The organism is Novosphingobium sp. BL-S-33 (assembly GCF_056857025.1).
This window is the reverse complement of record NZ_CM166475.1, coordinates 1,686,597-1,711,308: the sequence shown is the minus strand read 5'-3', so window position 1 is coordinate 1,711,308 and position 24,712 is coordinate 1,686,597. Positions and strand designations below refer to the sequence as shown.

Annotated in this window: 21 protein-coding genes; 9 read left to right on the top strand and 12 right to left on the bottom strand. The window is 65.6% G+C overall.

Annotated features, from left to right (window positions below):
* Positions 1-73: 73 nt before the first annotated feature.
* The 6 genes from AC1VVM_RS24085 to AC1VVM_RS24060 all read right to left on the bottom strand — a co-directional run bounded on the left by AC1VVM_RS24085 (position 74) and on the right by AC1VVM_RS24060 (position 6,909).
* On the bottom strand, positions 74-1,216 hold the full coding sequence (locus AC1VVM_RS24085) for an AAA family ATPase (protein ID WP_243652783.1): 1,143 nt from the start codon (positions 1,214-1,216) through the stop codon (positions 74-76).
* 642 nt (positions 1,217-1,858) lie between these two features.
* Entirely contained in the window at positions 1,859-2,560 is a 702-nt protein-coding gene (locus AC1VVM_RS24080; protein ID WP_482956757.1) for a GntR family transcriptional regulator, read from the bottom strand.
* Positions 2,560-3,750 (bottom strand): alpha-hydroxy acid oxidase, encoded by a 1,191-nt coding sequence (locus tag AC1VVM_RS24075; protein WP_482956756.1) that lies wholly within the window; start codon positions 3,748-3,750, stop codon positions 2,560-2,562. The genes AC1VVM_RS24080 and AC1VVM_RS24075 overlap by 1 nt, the downstream gene beginning before the upstream one ends.
* Positions 3,750-5,060 carry an NtaA/DmoA family FMN-dependent monooxygenase gene (locus tag AC1VVM_RS24070; protein ID WP_243652777.1) on the bottom strand — a complete coding sequence of 437 codons (1,311 nt, stop codon included), beginning with the start codon at positions 5,058-5,060 and terminating at the stop codon, positions 3,750-3,752. Before AC1VVM_RS24070 ends, AC1VVM_RS24075 begins: the two co-directional genes overlap by 1 nt.
* 170 nt (positions 5,061-5,230) lie before the next feature.
* Positions 5,231-5,956: a 4-carboxy-4-hydroxy-2-oxoadipate aldolase/oxaloacetate decarboxylase gene (locus AC1VVM_RS24065; protein WP_482906204.1), complete on the bottom strand. Its 726-nt coding sequence runs from the start codon at positions 5,954-5,956 to the stop codon at positions 5,231-5,233.
* Positions 5,953-6,909: a hydroxyacid dehydrogenase gene (locus AC1VVM_RS24060; RefSeq protein ID WP_482956755.1), complete on the bottom strand. Its 957-nt coding sequence runs from the start codon at positions 6,907-6,909 to the stop codon at positions 5,953-5,955. The genes AC1VVM_RS24065 and AC1VVM_RS24060 overlap by 4 nt, the downstream gene beginning before the upstream one ends.
* Positions 6,910-7,071: 162 nt before the next feature.
* Between AC1VVM_RS24060 and AC1VVM_RS24055 the strand changes: the two genes are divergently transcribed.
* Positions 7,072-7,995 (top strand): SMP-30/gluconolactonase/LRE family protein, encoded by a 924-nt coding sequence (locus tag AC1VVM_RS24055; protein WP_482906202.1) that lies wholly within the window; start codon positions 7,072-7,074, stop codon positions 7,993-7,995.
* 4 nt (positions 7,996-7,999) lie between these two features.
* Here AC1VVM_RS24055 and AC1VVM_RS24050 read toward each other — a convergent pair whose 3' ends face one another.
* A complete protein-coding gene (locus AC1VVM_RS24050; protein ID WP_482956754.1) occupies positions 8,000-8,998 on the bottom strand; it encodes a GSU2403 family nucleotidyltransferase fold protein in 999 nt (332 codons plus the stop codon).
* A gap of 158 nt (positions 8,999-9,156) precedes the next feature.
* Between AC1VVM_RS24050 and AC1VVM_RS24045 the strand changes: the two genes are divergently transcribed.
* The 6 genes from AC1VVM_RS24045 (at position 9,157) to AC1VVM_RS24020 (ending at position 15,112) form a co-directional block, all read left to right on the top strand.
* Positions 9,157-10,545, top strand: coding sequence for a hypothetical protein (locus tag AC1VVM_RS24045; RefSeq protein ID WP_482906200.1), 1,389 nt, complete (start codon positions 9,157-9,159; stop codon positions 10,543-10,545).
* Positions 10,546-10,556: 11 nt separating this feature from the next.
* Positions 10,557-12,035, top strand: coding sequence for an acyl-CoA reductase (locus AC1VVM_RS24040; RefSeq protein WP_482956753.1), 1,479 nt, complete (start codon positions 10,557-10,559; stop codon positions 12,033-12,035).
* An 11-nt stretch (positions 12,036-12,046) separates the two neighbouring features.
* A complete protein-coding gene (locus AC1VVM_RS24035; RefSeq protein ID WP_482906198.1) occupies positions 12,047-12,973 on the top strand; it encodes a LysR family transcriptional regulator in 927 nt (308 codons plus the stop codon).
* A 13-nt stretch (positions 12,974-12,986) separates the two neighbouring features.
* Complete coding sequence (locus AC1VVM_RS24030; protein ID WP_482956752.1) at positions 12,987-13,733, top strand: SDR family NAD(P)-dependent oxidoreductase; 747 nt, start codon at positions 12,987-12,989, stop codon at positions 13,731-13,733.
* 49 nt (positions 13,734-13,782) lie between these two features.
* On the top strand, positions 13,783-14,415 hold the full coding sequence (locus AC1VVM_RS24025) for a TetR/AcrR family transcriptional regulator (RefSeq protein WP_482906196.1): 633 nt from the start codon (positions 13,783-13,785) through the stop codon (positions 14,413-14,415).
* 160 nt (positions 14,416-14,575) lie between these two features.
* On the top strand, positions 14,576-15,112 hold the full coding sequence (locus tag AC1VVM_RS24020; protein ID WP_482956751.1) for a hypothetical protein: 537 nt from the start codon (positions 14,576-14,578) through the stop codon (positions 15,110-15,112).
* 19 nt (positions 15,113-15,131) lie between these two features.
* Here the strand turns inward: AC1VVM_RS24020 and AC1VVM_RS24015 are convergent, their stop codons facing one another.
* Both AC1VVM_RS24015 and AC1VVM_RS24010 read right to left on the bottom strand, forming a co-directional pair.
* Positions 15,132-16,844, bottom strand: a complete 1,713-nt coding sequence (locus AC1VVM_RS24015; RefSeq protein WP_482956750.1) for a M61 family metallopeptidase — start codon at positions 16,842-16,844, stop codon at positions 15,132-15,134.
* 123 nt (positions 16,845-16,967) lie between these two features.
* On the bottom strand, positions 16,968-17,447 hold the full coding sequence (locus AC1VVM_RS24010; RefSeq protein WP_482956749.1) for an Lrp/AsnC family transcriptional regulator: 480 nt from the start codon (positions 17,445-17,447) through the stop codon (positions 16,968-16,970).
* Between the two features lie 138 nt (positions 17,448-17,585).
* On the opposite strand from AC1VVM_RS24010, the gene AC1VVM_RS24005 reads away from it, so the two are divergent.
* Complete coding sequence (locus tag AC1VVM_RS24005) at positions 17,586-18,551, top strand: ornithine cyclodeaminase family protein (RefSeq protein ID WP_482956748.1); 966 nt, start codon at positions 17,586-17,588, stop codon at positions 18,549-18,551.
* Positions 18,551-20,635: an amidohydrolase family protein gene (locus AC1VVM_RS24000; RefSeq protein ID WP_482956747.1), complete on the top strand. Its 2,085-nt coding sequence runs from the start codon at positions 18,551-18,553 to the stop codon at positions 20,633-20,635. Before AC1VVM_RS24005 ends, AC1VVM_RS24000 begins: the two co-directional genes overlap by 1 nt.
* A 21-nt stretch (positions 20,636-20,656) precedes the next feature.
* Here AC1VVM_RS24000 and AC1VVM_RS23995 read toward each other — a convergent pair whose 3' ends face one another.
* Genes AC1VVM_RS23995 through AC1VVM_RS23985 form a run of 3 tightly spaced genes read right to left on the bottom strand, consistent with a single transcriptional unit; the run spans position 20,657 to position 24,680 of the window.
* A complete protein-coding gene (locus AC1VVM_RS23995) occupies positions 20,657-21,961 on the bottom strand; it encodes an APC family permease (protein ID WP_482906191.1) in 1,305 nt (434 codons plus the stop codon).
* Positions 21,958-23,460 carry a S10 family serine carboxypeptidase-like protein gene (locus AC1VVM_RS23990; RefSeq protein ID WP_482956746.1) on the bottom strand — a complete coding sequence of 501 codons (1,503 nt, stop codon included), beginning with the start codon at positions 23,458-23,460 and terminating at the stop codon, positions 21,958-21,960. Before AC1VVM_RS23990 ends, AC1VVM_RS23995 begins: the two co-directional genes overlap by 4 nt.
* A gap of 53 nt (positions 23,461-23,513) precedes the next feature.
* Positions 23,514-24,680 carry a pyridoxal phosphate-dependent aminotransferase gene (locus tag AC1VVM_RS23985; RefSeq protein ID WP_482956745.1) on the bottom strand — a complete coding sequence of 389 codons (1,167 nt, stop codon included), beginning with the start codon at positions 24,678-24,680 and terminating at the stop codon, positions 23,514-23,516.
* Positions 24,681-24,712 lie beyond the last annotated feature (32 nt).

Here is a 24,712-nt window from a genome sequence, read left to right as displayed (position 1 = left end):
GAACAAATGGAAAACGCCGAACCTCGACGGCGTTCCCGAAAGAGCGATGCCGTCGCGGTCCGGAAGGGCATGGTCAGCCATTGACCAGCAGCTCCTCGTCCACTTTCTGGCTGCGGCCCCAGCCGGCGCGAACGAGCTGTTCGATCTGGCCCAGCGCCTCGTCGAGATTGGCGCGCGAGCGCTTGTGCGTACGCGCGGTGCCGATCGGCTTTTCCAGTTCGTAGACGGTCATCATGCGCATGGCGGCATGGCTGATCTCGGCGCTTTCGAGGATCGGGACCGGGAGCAGGGCAGGGCCGAAAGTCTGCTCCATGATCGTGCGGACCATCTCGTGGCTGGGATCGTTGCCGTCGAACTTCGAGCAGATCAGGCGAACGAACGAATAGTCGACCTCGATGCCGACACCGGTCAGCTGGTCGAGCACCTGGTCCATCATCGAAAGGAACTGCACGGTCGAGCAGAAGTCCGGCGTGGTGGCGGCAAGCGGCACCAGCAGGGCATTGGCCGCCTGCATCACGGCAAGGCTGATCGTGCCGAGCGCCGGCGGCGGATCGAGAATCACCACGTCGTAATGGCGCGAAAGATCCGTAAGTCCTTGCTTCAGCTTGCGGAAGCGCGCGGCCAGTACCGATTGCCCGTCGGAACCGGCAGCGGCGAGTTCGTACTCGACGTCGAACAGTTCAAGGTTCGAGGGGATCAGGTCGACATTGGGCCAGGGCGTGCGCTTGACCGCATAGAGCAAGTCGGCCTGGGTCGGGTCGATCGAGAGATAGGGGTAGAGCGTCTCTTCCCGCGTGATGTTGAAGTGCGGGTTGAAGCCGAACAGCGTGGTCGTGGTTGCCTGGCTGTCGCAGTCGACCACCAGCACCTTGTAGCCGTGCACCGCGAAATAGTGCGCAAGATGGGTGGTGACGGTGGATTTGCCGACGCCGCCCTTGAAATTCTGCACGGCGATCATCGCCGGAACGTCAAGCGGCGCGCGGGCCGGCGAGGCGCCGAGCACTTCGCGCATGTGCAGCATGTCCTCGATCGAGTAGCCGAGCCGGCGCCCGTTTTCCCCGGCGGGGGGAGGGGGCAGGCGGCCGTCGTCCTCTGCCATGCGGATACGGTTGGTGGAGCAGCCAAGCAGCTGCGCCGCTTCGGCGATTCCGGTGCGGACATTGAGTCCCTTGCGGCTTTCCGGCAGAAACGCCTTGCGCCGCAAGCGCTCGATCATCTTCTCTCCCGCCTCGGCAAGATCGCCAATCTGGGAAATGACGGCATTCGATTCGGCCACGCGGCACTCCATTGAAGCACTTTTGCGGGCAGGATAGGCAATTTCATTCATTTCGGCAATGGGATGGCCTATATTCCTGTTTGTAGTGCCACCCACCCCCTTTGAGACGCAATATCTTGGGGGCGGGCCTGTCTGGAGCCCTTTTTTCCAAACGGGCAGCAAGCTTGTTTGGCTGCCGTTCATTTGTTTGCCGGCGAATCATCGGAGGCGATTCAGGGCGGCGATTCGAGCCGGCGTTGTGCGTGGATACCGAACCGCCTCAAGGCCGAAAGCCCCCAACTTACGCCCGATGGCCGACTGCTTGAGGCCCACGAAGGGAGTGAGGGGTTCGCACCGTGCGGCGGCGTCCGGCTGGCGTTTGCGATCCCGCCCCAGCAAGTCGTTTCGCAGGCCATATCTGCGTCGTTGGTGATCCGCGACGGCGTCGTCAGCATCGGCTTCGTTGAAGCGGCGCACGGTGCCGGCGGGCAATTGTTGAGGAAGAAAGCGCGCGGCCGCACATCGAGGCGGGCGAACTGGTGCGGATGCTGGACGACCGGACGCTGCCGCCCGATCAGACTCCAATCGTTCAGGCGCCGGTTGTCAGCTTTCGTCCGCCGCCGTCTGCACCGACTGGAAGCGGTGGGCGTGGCGTTGCAGGCCGATGCGGGTGCGGCGGATATGGAGGACGAGCGCAGCCTGTGCGGTTTCAACCTCGCCCCGGATCACGGCATCGTAAAGCAACTGGTGCTCCACGTCATGCGTGCGGCTGCCGCTGGCGAAGGCAAGCTTCAGGTAAGCGCGGCGATAGCTCTGCGTGGTGTCCCAGACGCGCTCGACGATCTGCGCGAGAAGGGGGGTCTCGTGCCGCCGATAGGTGATCCAGTGAAACTCGCGGCCCAGCGCAATGGCCTCGTCGATGTCGGTGACTTGTTCGTTGCGCTCCATCACCCGCTTGAGATCGGCGAAATCACCTTCGGTGAGGTGCGGCATGCTTTCGGCGAGCAGCAGCGGCTCGATCCGCTCGCGGATCTCGTAGGATACCTCAAGGTCGCGCAAGGACAGGCTGGCGACGCGCGCGCCGGTATTCGGGCGCATGACGACAAGGCCGCGCGCTTCCAGCATGCGCAGAGCATCGCGCACCGGGATGCGGCTCGTTTCCAGTTCGGCGGCCAGTTCGTCCTGCTTGATGCGCGCGCCGGGGGCGATCTCGCCCGCGAGAATACGCTCGGCAAGGATGTCGGCGATGCGCTGGCTGGCCGCTCCCGAGCTGGCCAAATTTGAACTGGAAGCAGGTAACGTCATCAGGTTCCTTCGAAGGCCGCTGACGGCTGCATAGCGCTCCTGCCCGAACCAAGGAAGCTTCTGTCCAGTTCATCGAGCCGGGTGATCCCCAACATGGCCATCGCCACGTCGATCTCGTTCGCGAGCAAGGCCAGCGCATGGGCCGCCCCGGCCTGTCCTGCGGCGGCGCAGCCGTAGAGCGTGGCGCGGCCGATCATCACCGCGTCAGCGCCAAGCGTGATGGCCTTGATGACATCGGCCCCGCGCCGCACGCCGCTGTCGAATAGCACGGTGGCGCGGCCGCCCACGGCGTCGACGATAGCTGGCAGGGCATCGATGGCGGGCGGCGAGGAATCGAAGTTGCGCCCCCCGTGATTGGATACGGCAATGCCGTCCACCCCGTGCTCGACCGCGCGGCGCGCGTCGTCCGGATGGAGCAGGCCCTTGACCACCAGCTTGCCCGGCCAGCGGCGGCGCAGTTCATCCACGTCCTTCCAGTCCACTGAGGCCGAATTGGTGACGCGCGCGACTTTGCCGGTGATGCGGCCGCCGACTTCGGCGGGATAGTTGGCGAACTGCGGCAGTCCGCCTTCCAGCATATAACGCCCCATGACCGAGGCGAGCCAGCCTGGGCGGCGCAGGAAATCGCTGACGAGGCGGGCGTTGGGCCGGACGGGGTTGGACATTCCGGCGCGGCGGTTGAATTCGCGCAGCGGCCAGACCGGGGTATCCACGGTCAGCACCAGCACGTCGGCGCCGTGCTTCCCGGCAGCTTCCACCACTTGCCACGAAAGCTCGCGCCGTTCCCACAAGTACATCTGCATCCAGTGGCCGGCACCGGCGACCTTGGCGATATCCGCAAAGCTGGTGGTCGAACTGGTGGTCTGGGTGAAGGGAATGCCCGCCGCGGCAGCGGCGCTGGCGATGGCGCGCTCGCCCCGGTGCCACATGAGGTCGGCAATGCCGGTCGGCGCAATCACCAGCGGCAGGGGCTGGCGGCGCCCGAACAGCACAGTTTCGGCCGAGCGCGCGGACACATCGCGCAAAGTGCGCGGCGTGAGGTGCAGCGATTGCAGGGCCGAGACATTGCGGCCGATCAGCAGGTCGTCCTCGGTTCCGCGCTCCATGAACTCCCAGATCGCGCGCGGCAGCCGGCGCCGGGCAAGGGCGCGCAGCTGAGCGATGTTGTGGGCCTTCTTCGCTATGGCCATCAGGTCAGGCCGAGGTTGGCGGCGAACGTCGTGCCTTCGTATTCGGTGCGGAAGACGCCGCGCTTTTGCAGGATCGGCACGACTTCATCGACGAAGTTGGTGACGGAAGACGCCATGACCGTGGGCGTCAGGTTGTAGCCATGGCAGCCGGTTTCGCGCCAGATCTGCTCCAGCTTGTCGGCCACTTGCTCGGGCGTGCCGACGATCTGCGGCATGCCGACCGAAAGGCCCCACTTGATCGCCACTTCGCGCAAGGTGAAGGGGCGGTCGCCCAGTACCGAGGTGAAGGCCTTCATCAGCCCCTGCGAGGCCTGCGTCGCCTGTTCCTGCATCGGCTGATCGAGTTCGATGCCGGAGAAATCGACGCCCATCGTGCCCGAAAGCCGGGCAAGGCAGCCGTCGAGCGGCAGGCGCTCGACCAGATCGTCAAGGTGGCGCTGCGCTTCCTCCTCGGTCCCGCCAAGGATCGGCTGCACGCCGAACAGCACACCGGGCGCCTTGCGGCCGAGGCCGGTCGCGGCTTCCTGCAACTGGTTCATGTAGCGCTGCATGCCGGGCAGGTTGGGCTGGATTGCGAAGACCACGTCGCCATGCTCAAGGCCGAAGCGCAGGCCGCGCCCCGACGTGCCCGCCTGGAACAGCACCGGGCGCTTCTGCGGCGAAGGCAGCACCGGGCCGACCGTCTGGCACTTGTGGAACTCGCCGTCGAAATCGACGAACTTCACCTTGGAAGGGTCGGCGTAGATCCCGGCTTCCCGGTCGGCGAGGACGGCGCCTTCCCCGATCGAATCCCACAGGCGGTAGCAGATCTCCATGTATTCGTCGGCGGCGTCGTAGCGGCGGTCGTGATCGAGCTGCTGGTGGCCGAGCGCGCGGTGCTCGCCGCGCAAGTGGCCGGTGACGATGTTCCAGCCGATGCGGCCGCCGGACAGGTAGTCCAGCGTGGAAAGCTGGCGCACGATCGACCACGGGCGGTAGGAACTGGTCGACATCGTGGTGGCAAGGCCCAGGTTCTCGGTCACGGCAGCAAGCGCGGAAAGCAGCACGACCGGATCGTGGTTGGGCCAGCAGATGCCGTACTTCACCGCGTCTTCATGGCTGTCGCGATAGCGGTCGAACACGCCGGGCGTATCGGCGAAGAACAGGCCGTCGAACTTGCCGCGCTCCAGCGTGCGGACGAGGTCCTGCCACGCCTTGAGATCGGCCATCGCGTCCAGCCGGTTGTCGCCGGGCGCGGCCCAGCTGAGCACGGTGTGATTGATCGGTGAATGGATCTGGAAGCTGACCAGATGCATCTGCTTGCCTGCCATTGTCTCTCTCCTGCTTCCTTCGCGATGCGCGGATTTCAGCCCGGCGCATGCAGTCTTTTTGTTTCCGGCCTGTTTTCAGGATGCGACCGGGCCAATGGGCGGAACTGTCGGCCCGGTCGCCCCTGCTGGACCGCCTTGCGGTCCCCTCCCCAGGTGCAGCTTTTACGTTCTTAAGACGCGGCGTCGTTGAAGGCGCCGTCGTGGATTTCGATGCCGAGGTCGGCAATGATCTTGTCCATGCCGAGGATCTCGAACAGCACTTCGCCTTCGCCGATGCGGCGGCGGAATTCGACTTCGGCGGCGGCGCGGGTCTCGGCCTTGGTGACGGTCTGTTCGATGAGTGCGCGCGGGATCACCAGCACGCCGTCGGAATCGCCGACGATGAGATCGCCGGGCTCGACCTGAACGCCGTCGGCGACGATCGGCACGTTGACGGCGGCCGGTCCGCGTTTCTTGGGATGCTCGACGGAGACGGCGGTGGACCAGACCGGGTAGCCAAGCTCGCGGATCGCATCGACATCGCGCATGGCGCCGTGGACGACGGTGCCGGCAAGGCCCTTCTGTTTCGCGTAGGTGCAGGCAACGTCACCCCAAAGTGCACCTTGGTGCCCGCCGCCATTGGTCAGGACCAGCACGTCTCCGGCCTCGGCAACCCAGAGCGCGGCATGGATGGCAAGGTTGTCGCCGGGGAAGTTCCACGCGGTGACGGCCGGGCCGCAGAGCTTCTGGCCGGGGGCGATGGGGACCATGGCGGGGCTCATCAGGCCCATGCGCCCGGCGATCTCGCCAAGGCCTTCGTGCAGGTCGGCCACACCGAACTTCGCGGCGCGGGCGACCAGCGCGGGATCGGGCCTGGGAATGCTGCGATAGATCACGGACTTGAGTGGGGCAGTCATGCGAAAATCTCCGGATTGAGCAGGGTTTCCGGCCGCTCACCACGGCTCACGAGCGCCACCACGCGGGCAACATTGAGCGCCATGTCGCGCATTCCGGCCTCGGTAACGCCGGCGACATGGGGTGAGAGCAGGCAATTGGGCAGGGCGAACAGCGGATTGTCGGGGGCGGGGGGCTCGGCCTCGAACACGTCAATTCCGGCGCCGGCGATCTGGCCCGCTCTCAGCGCGTCGGCGAGCGCGGCCTCATTGACGATGCCGCCGCGCGAACAGTTCACTAGGATCGCGTGGGGGGACATCAGGCCCAGTTCCACCGTATCGATCAGGTTGCGCGTGCCTTCGGTCAGCGGAGTGTGGATCGAGATCACGTCGCGCCGCAGGATTTCCGCCAGCGGTAGCGGTTCCACCCCGGCAGCGCGGATGTCCTCATCGGGAACCACGGGATCGAAAGCGGCCACTTCCGCGCCGAAACCGGCACCGCAGATCTGCGCCACGCAGCGGGCGATGCGGCCGAAGCCGATCAGGCCGACGCGCGCGCCGGTCAGGTCGCCAAGGCGGACGGCCCAGCGTTCGTCCCAGCGGCCATCGCGCACAAGTGTATCCATCTCGCGAGTCCGGCGCAGCAGCGCCAGCATCATCGAGACGGCTCCTTCGGCCACGGCGGTGGAATTGTTGCCGCCCGGCGTATTGGCCACCATGACCCCGCGCGCGGTGGCAGCGGCAATGTCGATATTGTCCACCCCGGCCCCGTGTTTCACGATGGCTTTCAGGCGCGGCATCGCGCCGAAAACCTCGGGCCCCAGCGGGCTGGTGCGGATGACGATCACACTGGTTTCGGCAAGGCGCGGGTCCTCCCGCCAGTTCGCCGGAGCGATGATATCGTGCGCCTGCTCCATCCGTTCGACGCCGAGCGGATGAATCGGATCGATAATGCATACGAGTTCACGGGAACTCATGGGGTTTTCGCCTCTCCAAGCCAGTTATGTATACTTTTTTGTCTGATGGCTTGGTGAAGCCTCTTTTCAGAACGGTCAATGGGCAATAGGTCTTTCGCCAAGCAGGAGGCGTGCCCATCGGCGCAATGCCGTGGGAGCGATGCCCCGAAACAGGAGAGAGAGATGTTCGCTGCACCGCCCGCCGTCATGGCGGAATTGTTCTGCCGCATTCCCGACAAGTTCCGCCGTTTCGGCGAAAGCACCGAATGGGCGCGGGTGCAGCTGCACGGCGCGCCGGCCCCGGTATTCCTCGAAGGTCCGGTGTTCGACGCCGAGGGCAACCTGTGGGTGACGGACATCCCCTGGGGCCGCCTGTTCCGCATCTCGCCCGACGGCACTTGCGAACTGGGCTTCGAGTACGACGGCCAGCCCAACGGCATGAAGTTCCTGGCGGACGGGCGCCTGCTGGTGGCGGACCACCACAAGGGCATGGTGATCTGCGATCCTGCCACCGGCAAAGTGGAGACGTGGTTCGACCGCTATCTGCTGGAGCCGTTCCTCGGCTGCAACGATCTCACGATCGCCAGCAACGGCGATATCTACTTCACCGATCAGGGCCAGTCGGGCTGGCAGAATCCCAATGGCCGCCTGTTTCGCGTGCGCGCCGGAACGGACCGGCTCGAACTGCTGCTGAGCGGCATCCCCAGTCCCAACGGCCTCGTGCTTAACAAGGCGGAGACCGCGCTGTTCCTGGCCGTCACCCGCGCCAATGCGGTCTGGCGCTGCCCGCTTGTCGAAGACGGCGAGGTCGTGAGCAAGGTGGGGACCTATATCCAGATGTCCGGCGGCTCGGGTCCGGACGGCCTGACCATCGACGAGGATGACAATCTGGTCGTGTGCCACGTCGGCTTCGGCGCGGTCTGGCTGTTCAGCAACCGGGGCGAGCCGATGCTGCGGATCGACGTGCCCGAAGGCCGCCACACCACCAACGCGGCCTATGGCGGCCCGGACAACCGCTGGCTCTATTTCACCGAATCGAGCACCGGGACGGTCTATCGCACCGAGATGCCGGTTCCCGGCCGGCCGATCTATTCGGCCAGCATCTGAGACCTTACCAGTCCGGCGGGGCAGCTTGCGAGAGGCCCCGCCATTCTTCGAAGAACGGCGCCAGTTCGCCCGGAAGCGCGGCAACGAAGGCCTCGTCCAGCGGATAGTGCGGCATCGCTTCCGCCACCGCGTCGAGCAGGGCAAGGCCCTGCACGCGGTCCTTCGGCCGCTTGAGCGGATTGCGCTTGGCCTGCGCCGCCATCCAGAGCTTGTGGAGCGCAAACCAGCGCGGATCGGGCGCAACGATACGTGCCGGCGAGCCGTCGCGGCAACCGATCACCTGATCCACCGGGCGCCCCAGCAGCAGCCATTCTTGCTCGGGCAGCGGCACCGGGCGCGGCTGATCGCGCCCGCCCAATGTCGCCGCGCGCGACGGGGCCACCAGCAGTTCCACTTCGTAGGCCTTGGCATTGCGCGCCTGAAAATCGCGCTCGGCATTAACGGTGAACGTGGAATCGACCGCTTTCAGCATGTCCCACACGCGCCGCTCGTGCTCCTCGGCTTCCAGCGCGATCCATGCGAGGTCGAAGTCCTCGGTCTCGTCGGGCAGATCGATACGGCCATTGGCCTCGATCATGTAGGCGGCAATCGCATTGGTGCCGACGACCAGCAGGTGCGAACCCAGCAGGTCGCGCCGGTCACATTCGCGCAGGATCGGCCCGGCGTCGGAGGACAGCAGCGGCAGCCGCAGCGCGCGGTAGAGCGCCGCCGCTTCGGCAAGGCCCGGGCGCAGCGCGCGCACACGCTCTTTCAGCGCCGCTTTTGCTTCGTGATAGTCTGTAAACTGCGCTTCCCGTTCCGGCGTCATCGGCCCGAGGCTCTTGCCGTTGCCGCCTCGGTCGAAGATGCGGTAAAGGTATTCGTGGCCGTTCACCGTCTTGCGCCGCAGGTCGTAGGGCAGGGCGGCAAGGTCGCGCTCCGCCTCGATCCAAGTCTCGTAGCGCTGGCGCAAGTTGACCAGCAGGCGGGACTGCTCATCGGAGAAGGGGCGGACGCGGGCCATCCCCGTTTATCCCACAATTTCTACATTTCGTCAATTTGTGGGATAATGTCGCCCAGCCATTCGAAAATCCTCTGGCTGCCAGAAAGGTTCGGCAGGTTCCGGCGCGCAAGAGGCTTGCATAAGCTGCGGGCAAAGAAAAACCGGAAGAGGATTTGCCAATGTCGATCAGCCTGCTGCCGGACAATCCGGCCTCCTGGACCTATCGCCGTTTCGAGGACCTCTATGCGATCCCGCGCGAGGAGCGCGAGAAGCTGCAACTGGAAGCCGTGCGGATCAATTTTGCAAAATTGCGCAATCGGATCCCGGCCCTGAAGAAGCTCGCGGACCGGCAGGGCGTGGAGGCGATCGATCGGATCGAGGATATCCTGCCGGTCTGCTTCGATCACCGCGTGCTCAAGAACTATCCGATCCAGATCATCGAGAACCGCGATTTTGCAAAACTCACCGGCTGGCTGGACAAGCTGACCGCGCATGACCTCACCCGCGTCGATCTTACGGGCGTGACCACCATCGAGCAGTGGCTCGCCCGCCTCGAAGCCTATGGCATGCTGGTGACCTATTCGAGCGGGACGACCGGCAAGCTCTCTTTCGTGCCGCGTTCCTATGACGAGCTTGGCCCGTGGAAATTCCACTTCTTCAACGTCAACCGTGCGTCGAGCGGCGTCGATCCCTGGACCACCAAGCTGCCGACCTTCTTTCCCGGCTATCGCGGCGGCTATCAGACGATGCTCAAGATGATGAGCCTGTTCAATGTCGAGATGGCGGGCGGCGAGGCCAACTACCACACGCTTTACGACACCCACATCCCGGCCGACCTGATGGCGCTTTCCGGACGCCTGCAGGCCGCCGAAGACCGGGGCGAGGTGATGAGCCTCGGCCTCGATCCGGCATTGCTCGATCAGCGCGAGGCGATGATGCGGCAGGGCCGCACGCGCGAGGCGGACATGGAGTCGTGGTTCGGCAAGCTGATCCACGACTTCCGGGGCCAGCGCGTGAAGATCGGCGGCACCTTCGCGGACCTCTACCGCGTGGCCCGCGCCGGCCTCGACAAGGGGATGACCTGTCAGTTCGCAGCGGGCTCCATCGTCGAGGGCGGCGGCGGCATGAAGGGGTACAAGGATGCCCCCGCTGACTGGGAAGAACAGGTGAAGGCCTTCTTCGGGGTCGCGCGGCTGGGCAACCAGTACGGCTTTTCCGAATGCATCGGCAATGCGCCGATGTGTTCGCACGGATACTTCCACTTCCTGCCATACACCGTGCCCTTGCTGATGGACGGCGAAGGGCGCGCGCTGCCACGCGAAGGTGTCCAGAAGGGCCGGCTCGCGCTCGTCGACCCGATCCCCACGTCCTATTGGGGCGGCTTCACGTCGGGCGATGAAGTGACGATCCATTGGGAGGAGGACTGCCCCTGCGGTTGGGGCGGTCCGCGCGCCGCCAAGACGATCCGCCGCTTTGCCGAGAACGAGGGCGGGGATGACAAGATCACCTGCGCCGGATCGCAGGCGGCCTACAACGAGTTCATGGAATTCGTGGCGGGAGAGGCGTGATGGAACCGTTCATGGCTGACGCTCTCGACATCCCGATCATCGCGCGGGGCCGGGTCATCATGCCGGGCGAGGACGCGGTGCTGTTCAAAGGGCGGGGAGGCGCGGATTTCCGGCAGGCCGATCCGCATAGGCACATCCACGACCTTGTGCTTGGCGATACGGCGCGGCTGCGCGACCTGCACGATACGCCGATCCGTGAGATCATCGACCTCTTGGCAGAACTGGGCAAGCGCCTGCGGCTGGAGGACAACGAACTGCTCCAGCAGAGTTTTGCCCTCGCCCTGAAAGCAGGCGGGCTGGCCGAACCGATCCTGCGCGGCGTTTATGATGCGCTGCCTGCGATGTTCGATGCGGCGATGATGACGGGGCTCGCGGACAAGACCATCGGGCTCGATCATCTCGACGGCTGGGTGCCGGGGCAGGGCGACTATGCCAATGTCAGCATCCGCGCGGTGGGCACGCGGCAATTGCACATCACGGCGGGAAACGTGCCGGTGGTGGCAGCGATGACGGTGGCGCGCGCGGGGCTCACCAAGTCCGACATTCTCATCAAGTCGCCGTCCAACGATCCGCTCACGGCCAATGCCATCGCCCGCACGCTGATCGGTCTGGCGCCCGATCATCCGGTGACGAAGCATATCGCCGTCGCCTACTGGAAGGGCGGAGACGAATTCATGGACTCGCAGATCGTGCGCACCAGCCGTATCGACAAGATCACCGCCTGGGGCGGGATGAGTTCGGTGCGCCACATCCAGAAGTTTCTCCAGCCCGGCATCGACCTGACCGCGCTCAATCCGAAATATTCGATGTCGATGGTGGGCCGCGAGACGTTCCAGAGCGATGCCGCGATGGACGAGGCGGCGGTGGGGCTGGCGACTTTGGCGGGGTTCTACAACCAAACCGCATGCGCCAATACGCGCATCGTCTATGTCGAAAGCGATTGCGATGAGGCGTCGCTGGAGAGGGTGATCGATCTCGGCCGCCGCATGGTCGCGGCCTATGACCGGCTGCCGCCGCTGCTTTCGGTGCCGTTCACGGTGCCGAACCGCGAACTGGAAGCCGAATTGGCGGCCGCCGCGCTGGAGGACGATTTCTACCACGTGGAGGGCGACACGCTGAAAGGCGGCTTCGTCGTTTCGAAGTTCAACGACCGCGTCGAATTCTACGACAAGCTCTCCAATCGCGTGGTCAACTTCGTGCCGGTCGACGACCTTACGGACGTGCTCAAGTGGTGCGACGATACTACCCAGACCGTCGGCATTTACCCCGAGACCATCCGTTCGCGCCTGCTGGATCTGTTCGCCTTGGCGGGCGTGCAGCGGCTGGTTTCGCTGTCGGGCGGCGATCCGATGACGGTCTATGCCAATTCGCACCACATGCCGCCCGGCTCGCCGCACGACGGGATCGAGCCGATGCGCCGATCGGTGCGCTGGGTGGTGGACATGCGACCTGCTCCGGACGGTGTAGCGCTCGGCCTCGCGGCGGAATAGCATCCGCGTTCATGGACACCGCACACCTCAAGGCCTTCCTCAAGATCGCGGAAAGCGCATCGATCAGCCGCGCCGCGGAATCGCTGGGCATTGCGCAGCCCTCGCTCAGCCAGCAGCTTCTGCGGCTGGAGGATGAGATCGGCTTTTCCCTGTTCGAGCGCACCGCGCGCGGAGTGACGCTGACCGAGGCGGGTCATGTCTTTCGCGAACGCGCGCGACAGATCCTCCATGCGACCGAGCAGGCTGTTGCCGATGCCCGCCATTTGCGCGCCGATGCGCGCGGCCAGGTGGTTCTGGCGATGCCGCCCTCGCTGATGCGCGTGGTGGGTGCGCGCCTCGTTGAGGAACTGGCGCGACAGGCGCCCTCGGTTCGGCTGCGGCTGGTGGAGGCCTATTCCGGCGCGGCGCGCGGCTGGCTGGAAACGGAGAAGGTCGACCTGGGCGTTCTCTACGAGGTCCATCCGCTGCGCCACCTCGCCACCCGCACTTTGGCGAGCGAGGAACTGGTTCTGGCGGGGCCATCCGGCCGTTTTGCGGCCGATGCGAAAGTCGAAATTGCTGCACTGGCCGCCGAGCCACTGGTACTGCCCGGGCCGCAGCATGGCTTGCGGCAATTGCTCGATCGCGACGCGGCGCGGCTGGGTCTGACATTGCAGATCGCGCATGAGATCGACTCTCTTGATACGACGATCTCGCTGGTGGAGCACGCGGCGGCGCTGACCGTCCTGCCGCTTTGTGCTGCGGCGGGCGCGAGAGAGAAGGGCCGGATCAGCACCGCGTCCATCGGCGATCCGCCCTTGCGCCGGACGCTGACGCTCGCCCGCAACCCCTCGCATGTGCTCACCCATGCCTCGATCATGGTCGAGGGCTTGTTGTGCCGCGTGATGGCCGATTGCGCGGCGGCGGGGCTTTGGCGAACCGATGTGAACGGTGAATGATAGGGAGTGAATGATGGGTGAGGGCGTTCTGGCCGGCAAAGTTGCGCTGGTCACGGGAGCGGGACGCGGCATCGGCCGCGCCATCGCGCTGCGGCTGGCACAGGACGGCGCCCGGCTGGTCGTCCATTATAGCGGCAGCGAGCAGGGCGCACTGGAGACTGCAAAGATGATCCGCGATGCCGGCAGCGAGGCCATGACTGTCCGCGCCGACATTGCGCGGCGCGATGAGGTGCGGGCGCTGTTCGCGGCGATCGATGAGGGGTTCGGACGGCTCGACGTGGTGGTCAACAGCGCGGGCGTGAGCGGCGGCGGTTCGCTGGCGGATCTCGATGACGAACAGCTTGAATGGATGCTGGGCGTCAATCTGCGCGGGCCGCTCTACGTCGCCTCGGAAGCGGCGCGGCGGCTGGGCGAGGGCGGCCGTATCGTCAATCTCTCCTCCAGTCTCGGTGAGTTTCCCATGGCGGGATCAGGCGTCTATTCGGCCACCAAGGTCGCGATCAAGAGTCTGACCGAAAGCTGGGCAAAGGAACTCGGCCGCAAGGGCGTGACGGTGAACACTGTGATCCCCGGCGCCACCGCGCCGGGCATGATGGACAAGGCGCCCGAGGCCACGCGCGCCTTCTTCGAGAAGGCCTCTCCCTTCGGCCGGATCGGTACGGCGGGCGAGATCGCAGACGTGGTGGCGTTCCTTGCCAGCCCTCAGGCAAGCTGGGTTTCGGGGGCGCATATCATGGCGAACGGGGCCGCGAACACCTGACGTGATTTAACAATTAGACGCTGTTAAATTGGCGCGGTATATCGCCGCCATGGGCAGACGATCGGACCACACCCGCGACGAACTGGAAGCGCTGATCCTCGATGCGGCGCAGCAGTTGATGGAGGAAGTCGGCTTTGCCCGCTTCTCCGCGCGCGAGGTGGCCAAGCGCATCGGTTATTCGGTGGGCACGGTGATGCACGTCTTCGGCAGCGTCGATGCGCTGGTGCTGGAGATCAATACGCGCACGTTCATCCTCTGGGCGCAGTGGCTGGAGGAGCGGCTCGCGGCCGCGCAGGGGAGCGAGCGCATTCGCGCGCTGGTCGAAGGCTATTTCGATTTCGCCTCGCAGCGCCGTAATCTCTGGTCGGCGATCTACGAGCACCGCCTGCCCGAGACGATGGTCATGCCCGAGGATCTGGCGCGGCGGCGCAGTGGGCTGATGGCTATCGTCGAGCGCGAAGTCGCCATTGTCCTGCCGGAAGTGCAGCACGGAGAGGCGGCCCGCCTTTCGCGCTCGCTGGTGGCGACGGTCCACGGTCATTGCAGTTTCGCGCTTGGCGGGAGCTTCGCGCTGATGGGCGAGACGGAGCCGCTGGCCATGGCGATGGCGCGCGTCGTCGAAGTCCTGCGCGCACATGGCGCTGATCTCGACAGCGAGGATGCAGGCGGTCTCGCAGCCTGAATTTCATCCGGATCCGAAGTTCCAGAAGTGGTGATTGCCACCCATGTCACTTTACCAGAGGCTTTGGGTAAAGTGACACAGATGGAAAAAGTGACGGAAATTCGCGCTCTCATGCAGATTGTGGATTCCCACGGATTCGCACTTGTGCTTGATTCGTTCCATGTTGGAACTCCCGCTCAGCCGCCCGCCCGCCCCTGAACGCGGGCTCGACATGCCGGGGATCATGCGCACGATCGCCGTTCACTCGGCGCGGCCGCGCTATACCTTCATGGTGCTGGACCTCATCGCCCGCGTCGCTGGCCGGGGCGGAGCGGCCGGGCCGCTCGTGCGCGACGGCGAACAGCTGGTGCCGATCCGCGAATGGTTGTCGGCCGCCATCGCGCCGAGTGCCGCGCGCCACCATTACCGCAAGGCAACTGTCGAGGCCGTGCGGCGCGACATGGCCGAGCGCGGCCTGCTGCCCCCGGATGCGGCGCAGGCTCAGCAACTCGTCGACATGGAAGTTGCCGACCGCGTGCGCGTCTCGGGCATGACCGCCGTCAGCCGCGCGGTTTCCGAACTTGTGAAGGCCGGTCTCGTGACCCGCCACTATCAGGGCTTCCGCGTCGACCATCACAATCGCGGCGCCCAGCGCCACGCCGTCTATACCGTGCCGGCGCAGGTCCTTGCTGCGCTGGCACGGGGACAAGTGGCCTGAGGTATCCGGCGGCCGTCTATCACTCGGCCGGCCCGGCTGGCTGCGTCCGCGCTTGCCATTGATAAGCCGGGACCGTTTCGCCGCGCGGACGGTATGTCAGGCTGAAACGACGGCCTTCGCGTTCGACCTGAAGGGTAAGGGTGGCATCCTGTTTCCCCTGAAGGGCGTCCTGCGGAAAGCGGTTGAGGATCCGGTCGCCGTTTTGCAGGCCCGCCTGTGCGGCGGCGGAGCCGGGTTCAAGGCCTTTGACCACGCGGTCGGGTGACACCAGCACGAGTGGATCGAAGCCAAGGTCGAACCGCTGCAGCGGCTTGACCACTCGCTCGAAGCCCGGCCCGAAGGCATCGGACGGGGGAAGCACGGTTTCACCTGCGAGCATTCGGTCGAAATCGGCCAGTCCTTGCGCGCCCAGTTCCTCGCCCAGAAGCCGCTTCCAGAGCGCAAGGTCCATCGGCTTTCCGGCGCGCCGCTCGGCGAGCATCTTGCGCACGACATCGTCGAGCGAGCGCTTCCCCTGCGAGGCATGGCGAATATCCGCGTCGACCTTCGCGAAATAGAGCGAGCCCCGGTCATAGGGCAGCACGCGGATACGCGTATCCTTCCAGAACCCGTCCGCGATCCGGTCATTGGGCATGGCGATAAGCGCATTCGTGTAATAGCGCGCAGCGGTCGAATTGAGGTCGTCCAGGAAAGCCTGCTGCGAGATCAGCCCGGCGCGCCAGGGCAGCAAGCGCTGGTAGTGAACGGCAAGCCCTTCGCCGAACCACGAGAGGTTGAGCCCGCCCGGAGCATCCATCGAACCGCTCAGCGAATTGATCCAGGCATGGACCATCTCGTGCGCGAGCAGGCTCTGGAGATCGGTGATCGGGGTCGTATCGCTGAACGTGAAGGCGAAACTGTCGGTCAGCCCGATGCCGCTGCCGGGATTGAGCCTGTTGGTCCGGGCAAAGACGCCGAAGCTGGCAGGGCGCTGGTCGAAGAAGGCGCCGTAGAAGCCCTGAAGCCGCGCAGCCCAGCTCATCAACTCGGGTGCCTCGAAGCCGAAGCGGCCTTGCCAGGCGCCAAAGAAAGTACCCTTGGAATAAGAGCCGATCTGCCCGGCCATGTAATAGGTGTCGGCCAGCTCGGCGGATCCCAAGGGATGGCTGCTCACGGCATCGCCGGTGCCCAGACTGGAGATTCCGCGCGCAGCGGCGCCGGCGTGCGAAAGGTCCCAATGCACCGAGACATTGCGGAGCCTGTCGTCGGCGGGAAGCACGAGGAAGGCCTTGCCCGATCCCGAGATTCCGCCGTCCGCCGCGCGCAGCTCGTACTGCGGCTTGGCGAGTTCGGGCTGATGCGGGTCGATGGCGACGCGATAGGCGAGGGTCACGGGGCCTTCGACGGGACGCTGCGGCGTCCACTTGCGTTCGACGTTGTCACCGTCCTGCTGCGCGTCATGCATCGCAACCGGGATCACGCCTTTTGCGTCGGTGAAGACAAGCCCTTCCATGGTTGCGGCCGAGGTTTCGACCGTATTGGCCGTCAAGGCGATGGCGGCCAGCGCGCCGTCGTGCAGGGGATCCTCGAAGCGGATGACGACGTTCATCCGCGTCAGCGCGCCGCTCGGATCGGCGAGCGGGGCCAGCGTAACGGTCAGATCGGGCGTTTCAGGCGTGGATGCGGCGGCCAGCGGTGTGGAAGCCAGCAGGGCGGCGCCAAGGGCGATGCGAAACGAACGAGGGCGTGTCATGGTTCAAGGCTAACAGTCTGCGCCGGTGGGATTTGTGCAAAGGTCGCAGGCCGTGCGCGTCCGCGTGCATGAATTATGCACCCGAAACACTTTTGCCGGGCCTCACCTGGGGGAGTTCTACGATCAGGTGGCGGCCGAGGGCAGCGGCAGCCGGTGCGTCCACTTGAGTTCGGAAAGCGTTGCCGTGGAGCGCACATCCTCAACGCCGGGAAGGCGCAGCAGAGTCCGGAACGTAAAGTTCTGGTACCAGGCAATGTTCGGAGCCAGGACCTTGAGCATCACGTCCATCTCTCCGAACAGCGTATAGGCTTCCAGGATTTCCGGCGTGGCGTTGACCGCGCTGATGAAGCGTTCGCGTTCGGTGTCGGACAGGCGCGACATCTTGAGCTGCGCGAAAATGAACATGCTCTCCCCGAACTTTTCGCGATCGAGGATGGCCACAGTCTCCCGCACATAGCCATCTTCCTTGAGCCTCTGGATCCGCCGCCAGCAAGGCGACTGGGAAAGGCCGACGCGTTCGGCAATCTCGTTCGAGGATTCAGTGGCGTCTATCTGCAGGCGATCGAGGATCTTGAGATCGAGCCGGTCGAGTTCGGCAGGCAAATTTATGCTCCCTGACGTGTTCTGTTGGTTTGATCATGCCATGATCTGTCATCCTGACGCAACAAAGCGTGAGAAATTTCCAAACGCCGCGCTAAGGTTGATGCTGAACGCATGAGGTATCGAGGGCGGGGCGATAAGATGAAACGGAGCGAACTGGCAGTCTTCGATGCCGAAGACGTGCGGGCCTTGCTGGACTATCCGTCCTGCATCGCGGTCGTGCGCGAGGCCATGAAGGCGCTCTCGCGCGGAGAGACGCGGCAGCTGCTGCGCACGATGATCCACATGGGTGAAGGGCGGACGTTCGCGCAGATGCCCGGCGCGCTATCGGACAGCGGCATGTTCGGCGCCAAGATGATCAGCGTCTTCGCCGAAGCGGGCAATCCCGGCGTGCGCCGCCATCGCGGGCTCGTGACGATGTTCGAACCCTCGGAAGGGCGGCCGGTCTGCGTCGCCGATGCCGAGGAGATCACGCATATCCGCACGGCTGCCGCCACAGCCGTCGCCACCGACGCGCTAGCGCGCGCGGATTCCCGGATCCTTCTGCTGGTGGGCACCGGCGCGCAGGTTCATTCGCACCTGGAAGCCTTGCCGCTGGTGCGGGACTTCGACCGCATCCTGATCTGGGGGCGCGACCTCTCGCGGGCGCAAGCCGTGGTCGACCGCTGGAGCGGCCGGCTGCCGGTCGAAGTGGGCGCCGACCTTGAAGCGGCGGCGGGCGCGGCGGACGTGATCTGCACGCTGACCGGCGCGCGCGAGCCGATCCTGTTCGGCAAGTGGATCAAGCCCGGCACCCACATCAATATCGTGGGATCGAGCGGCCCGGGGCCGGTCGAGATCGATGGCGAACTCGTCGCCGCCAGCCGCTATATTGCCGACAGCCGGGCTTCCGCGCTCGATGCGGCGGCCGAGTTTCTCAGCGCCAGATCGGCGGGACTGGTCACCGACGCGCACATCGTCGCCGAGATCGGCGAAGTGCTGCTGGGCCGTATCGCCGGCCGCGAGAACGGCGAACAAATCACGCTCTACAAGTCGCTCGGTCATGCGGTGCAGGACCTTGCCGCCGCCGCCCACATCTACGCCAAGCACCAATCCGGGAACGCCTGATGCCTTCGAAGAATGCCGCTGCGCTGCGCTGGCTCGCCTGCTCCACGCTCGCCCTTTCCGCCGCCGCGCTCCATGCCGAGAGCGAGCGCTTCGCCGTGATCGACAATGGCGAGAACGTCGGCCACGTCTATGCCGAGATCGACGGCAACCACGTCACGATCGATCACGACGTCAAGAGCAACGGTCGCGGACCGACCATGCACGAGGACATCGTGCTGGGGGTCGGAGGCGTGCCCATTAGCTGGACGCTGACCGGCACGTCGACCTTTGGCAATGCCGTCGACGAGCGTTTCACGGCCAAGGGCGGGGCACTGTCCTGGGCCGACACGACGGGCAAGGGGGCTCTGAAAGCGAAGACATCCACGCTCTATGTTGCGCAGGAAGGCAGCCCGTTCTCGCTCGGCATCTATGCGCGCGCACTGCTGGCCGATGCCCACCATGCGCTGCCCGCCGCGCCCGGCGGCGCGCTCTCGCTGGAGGAAGAAGCGCCGGTCACGCTGGGCGGCACCGCCTACAAGGCCTATCTCGTCAAGGGCATCGGGCTGACGCCAAGCGCGATCCTGCTCGACGATGCGGGCCGCCTCGTCGCCGCCTATTCGCCGACGAACGCCACGCTGCGCGAGGATCTGGCGACGTATGCGGGCGAACTGGGCCGCATCGCCGCAACCCGTTCGGCCGAGCGCTTCGCGGCGATCCAGAAGAACGTCGCGCACAGCTACGACGCGCCGATCCGCATCCGCGATGTCCGCGTATTCGATCCCGCAAGCGGCAAGCTTGGCGATCCGGTTTCCGTGGTGGTCTTCGGCGATCGGATCGCTGCGATTGAACCGCTTGGCAGCCCGGCCTCGCCCGGCGAAGTGACTGTGGAGGGCGCCGGCCGGGTGGTGATCCCCGGCCTCCACGACATGCACGCGCACGTTTCGCTGCAATCCGCGCTGCTCTACATCGCCTCCGGCGTGACCAGCGTGCGCGACATGGGCAACGACAACGCGTTCCTGATCGACCTCACGCGCCGCATCGAGGACGGTGAGGTTGCCGGTCCGCGCATCGTGCGCAACGGGTTCCTCGAAGGGCGCAGCCCCTATTCCTCACGCAATGGGTTCATCGTCGATAGCGAGGCGGAAGCGCTGGACGCGGTGCGCTGGTACGGCGCGCGCGGCTACTGGCAGGTGAAGATCTACAACAGCTTCCATCCCGAATGGGTGCCCGCCGTCGCCGCCGAGGCGAAGCGGCTGGGCATGGGCGTCACCGGGCATATCCCGGCTTTCACCAATGCCGACGCGATGATCGCGGCGGGCTACGACGAAGTTACCCATATCAACCAGCTGATGCTGGGATGGGTCCTCGATCCCAAGGAGGACACGCGCACGCCGCTGCGCCTCACCGCCATGCGCCGCACCGCGGGGCTGGATCTGAACTCGCCGCGCGTCACTGCGACGCTCGATACCATGCAGGCAAAGCACATCGCGCTCGATCCCACGGCGGTCACGCTCGAACTGCTGATGTTGAGCCGCAATGGTACGATCAGCCCGGCGGTGGCGGGCTATTTCGATCACTTGCCCGTGGGCGTTCAGCGCAACCGCCGACAGGGGATTGCGCCGATTGCCTCCCCCGCCGATGCCGCTGCCTATGATGGGTCGTTCGTGACCATCAAGGCGTTGCTGCGCGACATGTATGGCCGGGGGATCACGCTCTTGCCCGGGACCGACGACCAGACCGGGCTCTCGCTCCACCGTGAGTTGCAGATCTATGCCGAGGCGGGCATCCCGACTGCCGATGTGCTGCGCATCGGTACGCTCGGCCCCGAGCGCTATATGCACCGCGATCAATCCTACGGCTCGGTCGAGAAGGGCAAGTATGCCGACTTCGTGCTGCTGGACGGCAACCCGCTGGAGGACATGTCGGCGCTGCACCGCATGGCCATGGTGGTGAAGGGCGGGACGGTCTATTTCCCGTCGGAGATCTGGAGCGAAGTGGGCGTGAAGCCCTTTGCCGCCGCGCCGAAAATCAGCGTGCCGCCGTCAGCGCCCAAGCAGGCGGCGCTGACCAATGGCGACGATGTGCACGAGGACTTTGCGTTCTGATCGGGAGGAACGGCAGGGAAGTCAGACTTCCCTGCCGTTCCTCCTGGCGAAGTACCAGACCGCGCCCAGCATGCCCCAGATCAAAAGCAGGACATAGGGCCGCCAGTCGGTCTCAAGCCCGACGAAGATCAGTCCCATCGCGCAGAGGGTTCCGGTGCCGCCAAGCATCATCATCTGGCGGCGGGCGGGGCGGAAGCTGGCGCTTGCGTGAAGGTCCGGCCGGTCGCGCGCGACGCGCAGGGCGCAGAAGCAGATGCTCGCATATTTGGCGAGATTGGGGATGTTCACGGCGAGAAACAGGAACGTCAGTTCCATCGGCATCAGCAGGCCTGCGCAGCCGATCGCGAAGACCGCCAGCAGCGCCATGTGCGGCACGTGCCAGCGCGGGTGAACCTGCGAAAGCACGCGCGGCAGCACGCCCGCCTCGGCCATGGCAAAGAGGCTGCGGCTGAACATCGTGAAGATCGAATTGAGGCTGGTACCAATGGCGACGATGGCCGCCAGAACGATCACCGGAACGGCAAGCGGGCCCATGAAAGCCTGTGCCGTCTCCAGGATCGGTGCCTTGCTTCCCGCCAGTGCTTCCGGGCCAAGAACCCCGAGCGCGACGAACGCGACGGCGGTGTAGAGCACGGTCGCCGAACCGATGGCAAGGGCAATGCCCAACGGGATATTGCGCCGGCTTTCGGCCACTTCCGAACCGGCCTCGGTCGCCGCCTCGATGCCGAAGAAGAGGCCCATCAGCAGCGGCGCGGCGGCGATTGCGCCATGGATGCCGTGCGGCAGGAAGGGTTCAAGGCGGGCCGGTTCGGCCGCGCCGAACCCGCCCCAGATCGCGAAGAGGCCGAACAGCACAATAAGCGCGCCGATCATCAGCGTCTGCGCCCGCGCGGCGACATGAACGCCGAAGATATTGGCCAGCAGCGCAAGCACGAGCACCGCAAACATCGTGGGCTTTACCGGAAGCGGCACAAGCAGCGAGACATAGCGCACGAGCACCAGTGCCAGGACGACCATTGCGCCCATGTTGGCGATGATCCGCATCCAGGCGATGAAGAAGCCGAGCGTCGGGCTGAGATAGCGCGATGGCCAGACGAAACTCGCGCCCGACACCGGATCGGCCGAACCGAGATAGGCATAGCTCACGGCGATGAGATACATCGGCAGCGCGGCTATCAGCACCGAGAGCAGCATCCCCGGCCCTGCGAGCGCGGTCGCGGGCGAGACCGCCGAGAAGATCGACACGCCGACGGCCGTGCCGAGACCCATCGAGACGACCCCCCACAGGCCGATGCCCTTGCGCAGGCTGCTGGTATGGTCACTCATGTGCAGGGATCCGCCTTGATGAACTGGACGAGGTCGGCCTGGAACCGCGCGCGGCTGGTATCGTCCGAATAGAAAACGTGCCCGCCGACGTAGTGCGCGTTGCGGTAGCGCGCCGTGGGCAGGCTGGACTGCGCGAAGAGATAGTCCGCCGCGCCGATCGTGGTGGTGGTGTCGTAGAGGCCGGTGCCGACGAAGAGGCGAAGGCAGGTGTTTGACTGCGCGTGTCGTTCCACCGTGGCCATGAAAGGCCAGTCCGCGAAAGGCGAATCCGCGCCGCCATAACGCCACTCGTCCTCGAAGCGGGCGAGCACCTTGTAGCTTGCGGCATCCGGCACTTTCAGCGTCGATGCCAAGTAATCGGTCATCGCCTTCCCGTAGATGTCCGAGATCGGCGACGAGGGATCGCCGGGCATCATCGTCGTCACTGTCGCCGGACGCGCCGCAAGGTAGCGCGCATCGTAGCGGCCCATGACCTTGCTTTCCCCGCGCAGCAGTTCGACGCGGAAGCGCTCCTTGGAAATGCGCAAGTCGTTGGCGAGGTAGAAGGCGGCGGGAATGCCGGTCAATTCCTCCAGCCGCGCGGCAATGCGCGCGCGTTCCTCCTGCGGGAGGTCGCGGCCCCGATAGAGCGCGGGCAGGTAGACGTCGCGGGCGAAACGGGCCGCCTCTGCCGTGACCGCCTCGGCGGTGCAGGGGGCCTTGAGCTTGCCATGGTAGCAGGCGATGGCCGCGAGCGTGGGCAGCGAGACCGTGTACGTCACCACGTTATCGGGCCTCTGCGAGGTCTCGATCATGTTGAGCGCCTGCCCGAGCAGGACGACGCCGCGCACGTTGCCGCCAAGGCCCATCTCGTCCAGCGCGTCCAGCATGGCAACGGCGCGGATCGTGCCGTAGCTCTCGCCAAGGATGTAGACCGGGGCTTTCTGGCGGTCATGGGCATAGAGCCACTGGCGCACGAGGTCCGCGGCGGCGTGGGCATCGCCGGAGACGGTGCTGTACGGCGCGGCGGCCGCGCCCTTGGGACGCTGGGAAAATCCGGTGCCCGGCGGGTCGATGAAGACCACATCGGCAAGGCCGTAGAGGGCAGATGCGCCGGGGATGTTTCCGGTCGAGGTCTGGCCGGGCGCCGCCGGGTCCTGCGGAACATGGGCGAGTGCGGGGCCCAGCAGGCCCATTTGCAGATAGGCCGAAGATGCGCCGGGGCCGCCGTTGAAGGCGAATATGACGGGACGTTCGTGCCCGGAGGCTTTCCGCGCGGAACTCTTGCGGGCGGGCGGCTGCGAATAGGACAGGAACCCGGCGGTGGCGGGCGTGGTGTCCGCGCCGGCTGAGACAGGGACAGTTCCCAGCTCGACGCGGACATGCTGGCCCAGATCAGGGGGACTGATCTCGGCAGCAATCTTCAATGCGATGGGAACCTGTCCCGGCGCCGGCTCTTGAGCCAGTACCGGGACAGGTCCCTGCAATGCCCCCAGCAGCGCAATCGCGGCGAATTTCATCGCTCGTCCTTGCGCGCTTTCGGTGCGACCCGAGGGCTTCGGCGAAGTGGGCATCATCGTGTGTCCGTATTTCGGTGGGTTTCGCGGTAGGTCAGCAGGCTGTCGGTCAGCGCCTGAAGCCCGTAATCCAGCCGCGATGGCTCCATTGCGAAACCAAGCCGGATATGGCCGGGCGCGCCGAAGTAGTCGCCCGGAGCCACCAGTACCCCGCAGCGATCGGAAAGCCAGCCCGAGAAGTGCAGCGTGTCCCGGATGCCAACAAGGCGGGGAAACGCAATGCAGCCGTGCTCGGGCAGGTCGCCCTCGGCAAGGCCCTGCGCGCGCCAGTGGTCGTGGTAGGATTCGATGATCGGCCGCGCCCGGCCAAGGACGGAAAAGGTGTTCTCGCGGAACCGCGCCGGGTTTTCGACGACCAGCGCGGCGATCCCGTGCGCCAGGTTGGAAATGGCGAATTCGACTTCGCGCGCCATGTCGCGGATCGGGCCGAGCGTGGCCTCGTCGCCGACGATCCAGCCGCAGCGCAGGGTGGAAAGGCCGTAAAGCTTGGTCACGCTGCTGATGGAGAGGAAATGCGACGAGATTCCGCGCGCGGCCGCCGGACGCGCGGCTTCCCCGGCATAGCCGCCGTAGACTTCGTCGAAGACGAAGGTGACGCCGCGCCGGTTGGCGATTTCTCCCAGCGCGCAGAAGGTCTCGTCATCGAGCGCCATGCCCGAGGGATTGTGCAAGTTGCTGAGCACGACGAGACGGGTTTTCGGCCCGATCGCCGCCTCAAGTTCGACGGGATCGATCTGGAACCGCGCGCCGCGCCGTTCGAAACGATCCACGCCATTACCGGTGGCATGGGCGAGATTGGCGAACAGATCGAAGCCCGGGTTTTCGATCAGGATACGTTCGCCCGGAGCCAGCAGCGCGCGGTAGACCAGCGACAGCGCGCCCGTCGCCCCGGTGGTCGTCAGCACCTGGCCTTCGCCAACGCCGTATTCCCGCGCCAGCGCGGCCACGAGGTACGGGTTTCCGCGAACGAATGTGCTCGTGTAGCGCGAGGTCACGCCCTTGCCGAAGCCTTCGAGCAGGACCTCGCGCAGCAGTTCGGTCGGTTCCGGCACCGAGCTTTCGAACAGGCCGACGAGCAGGTCGCGCGACGAACTGTTCCTGAGGATCGAGCGCCTGACCCAATCGGCATAAGAGGTCGTGGTCAGGGGGGGGCTTTCGGCCATGGGTCTGTAATCTACCGGAAAGTTCGGAAGGA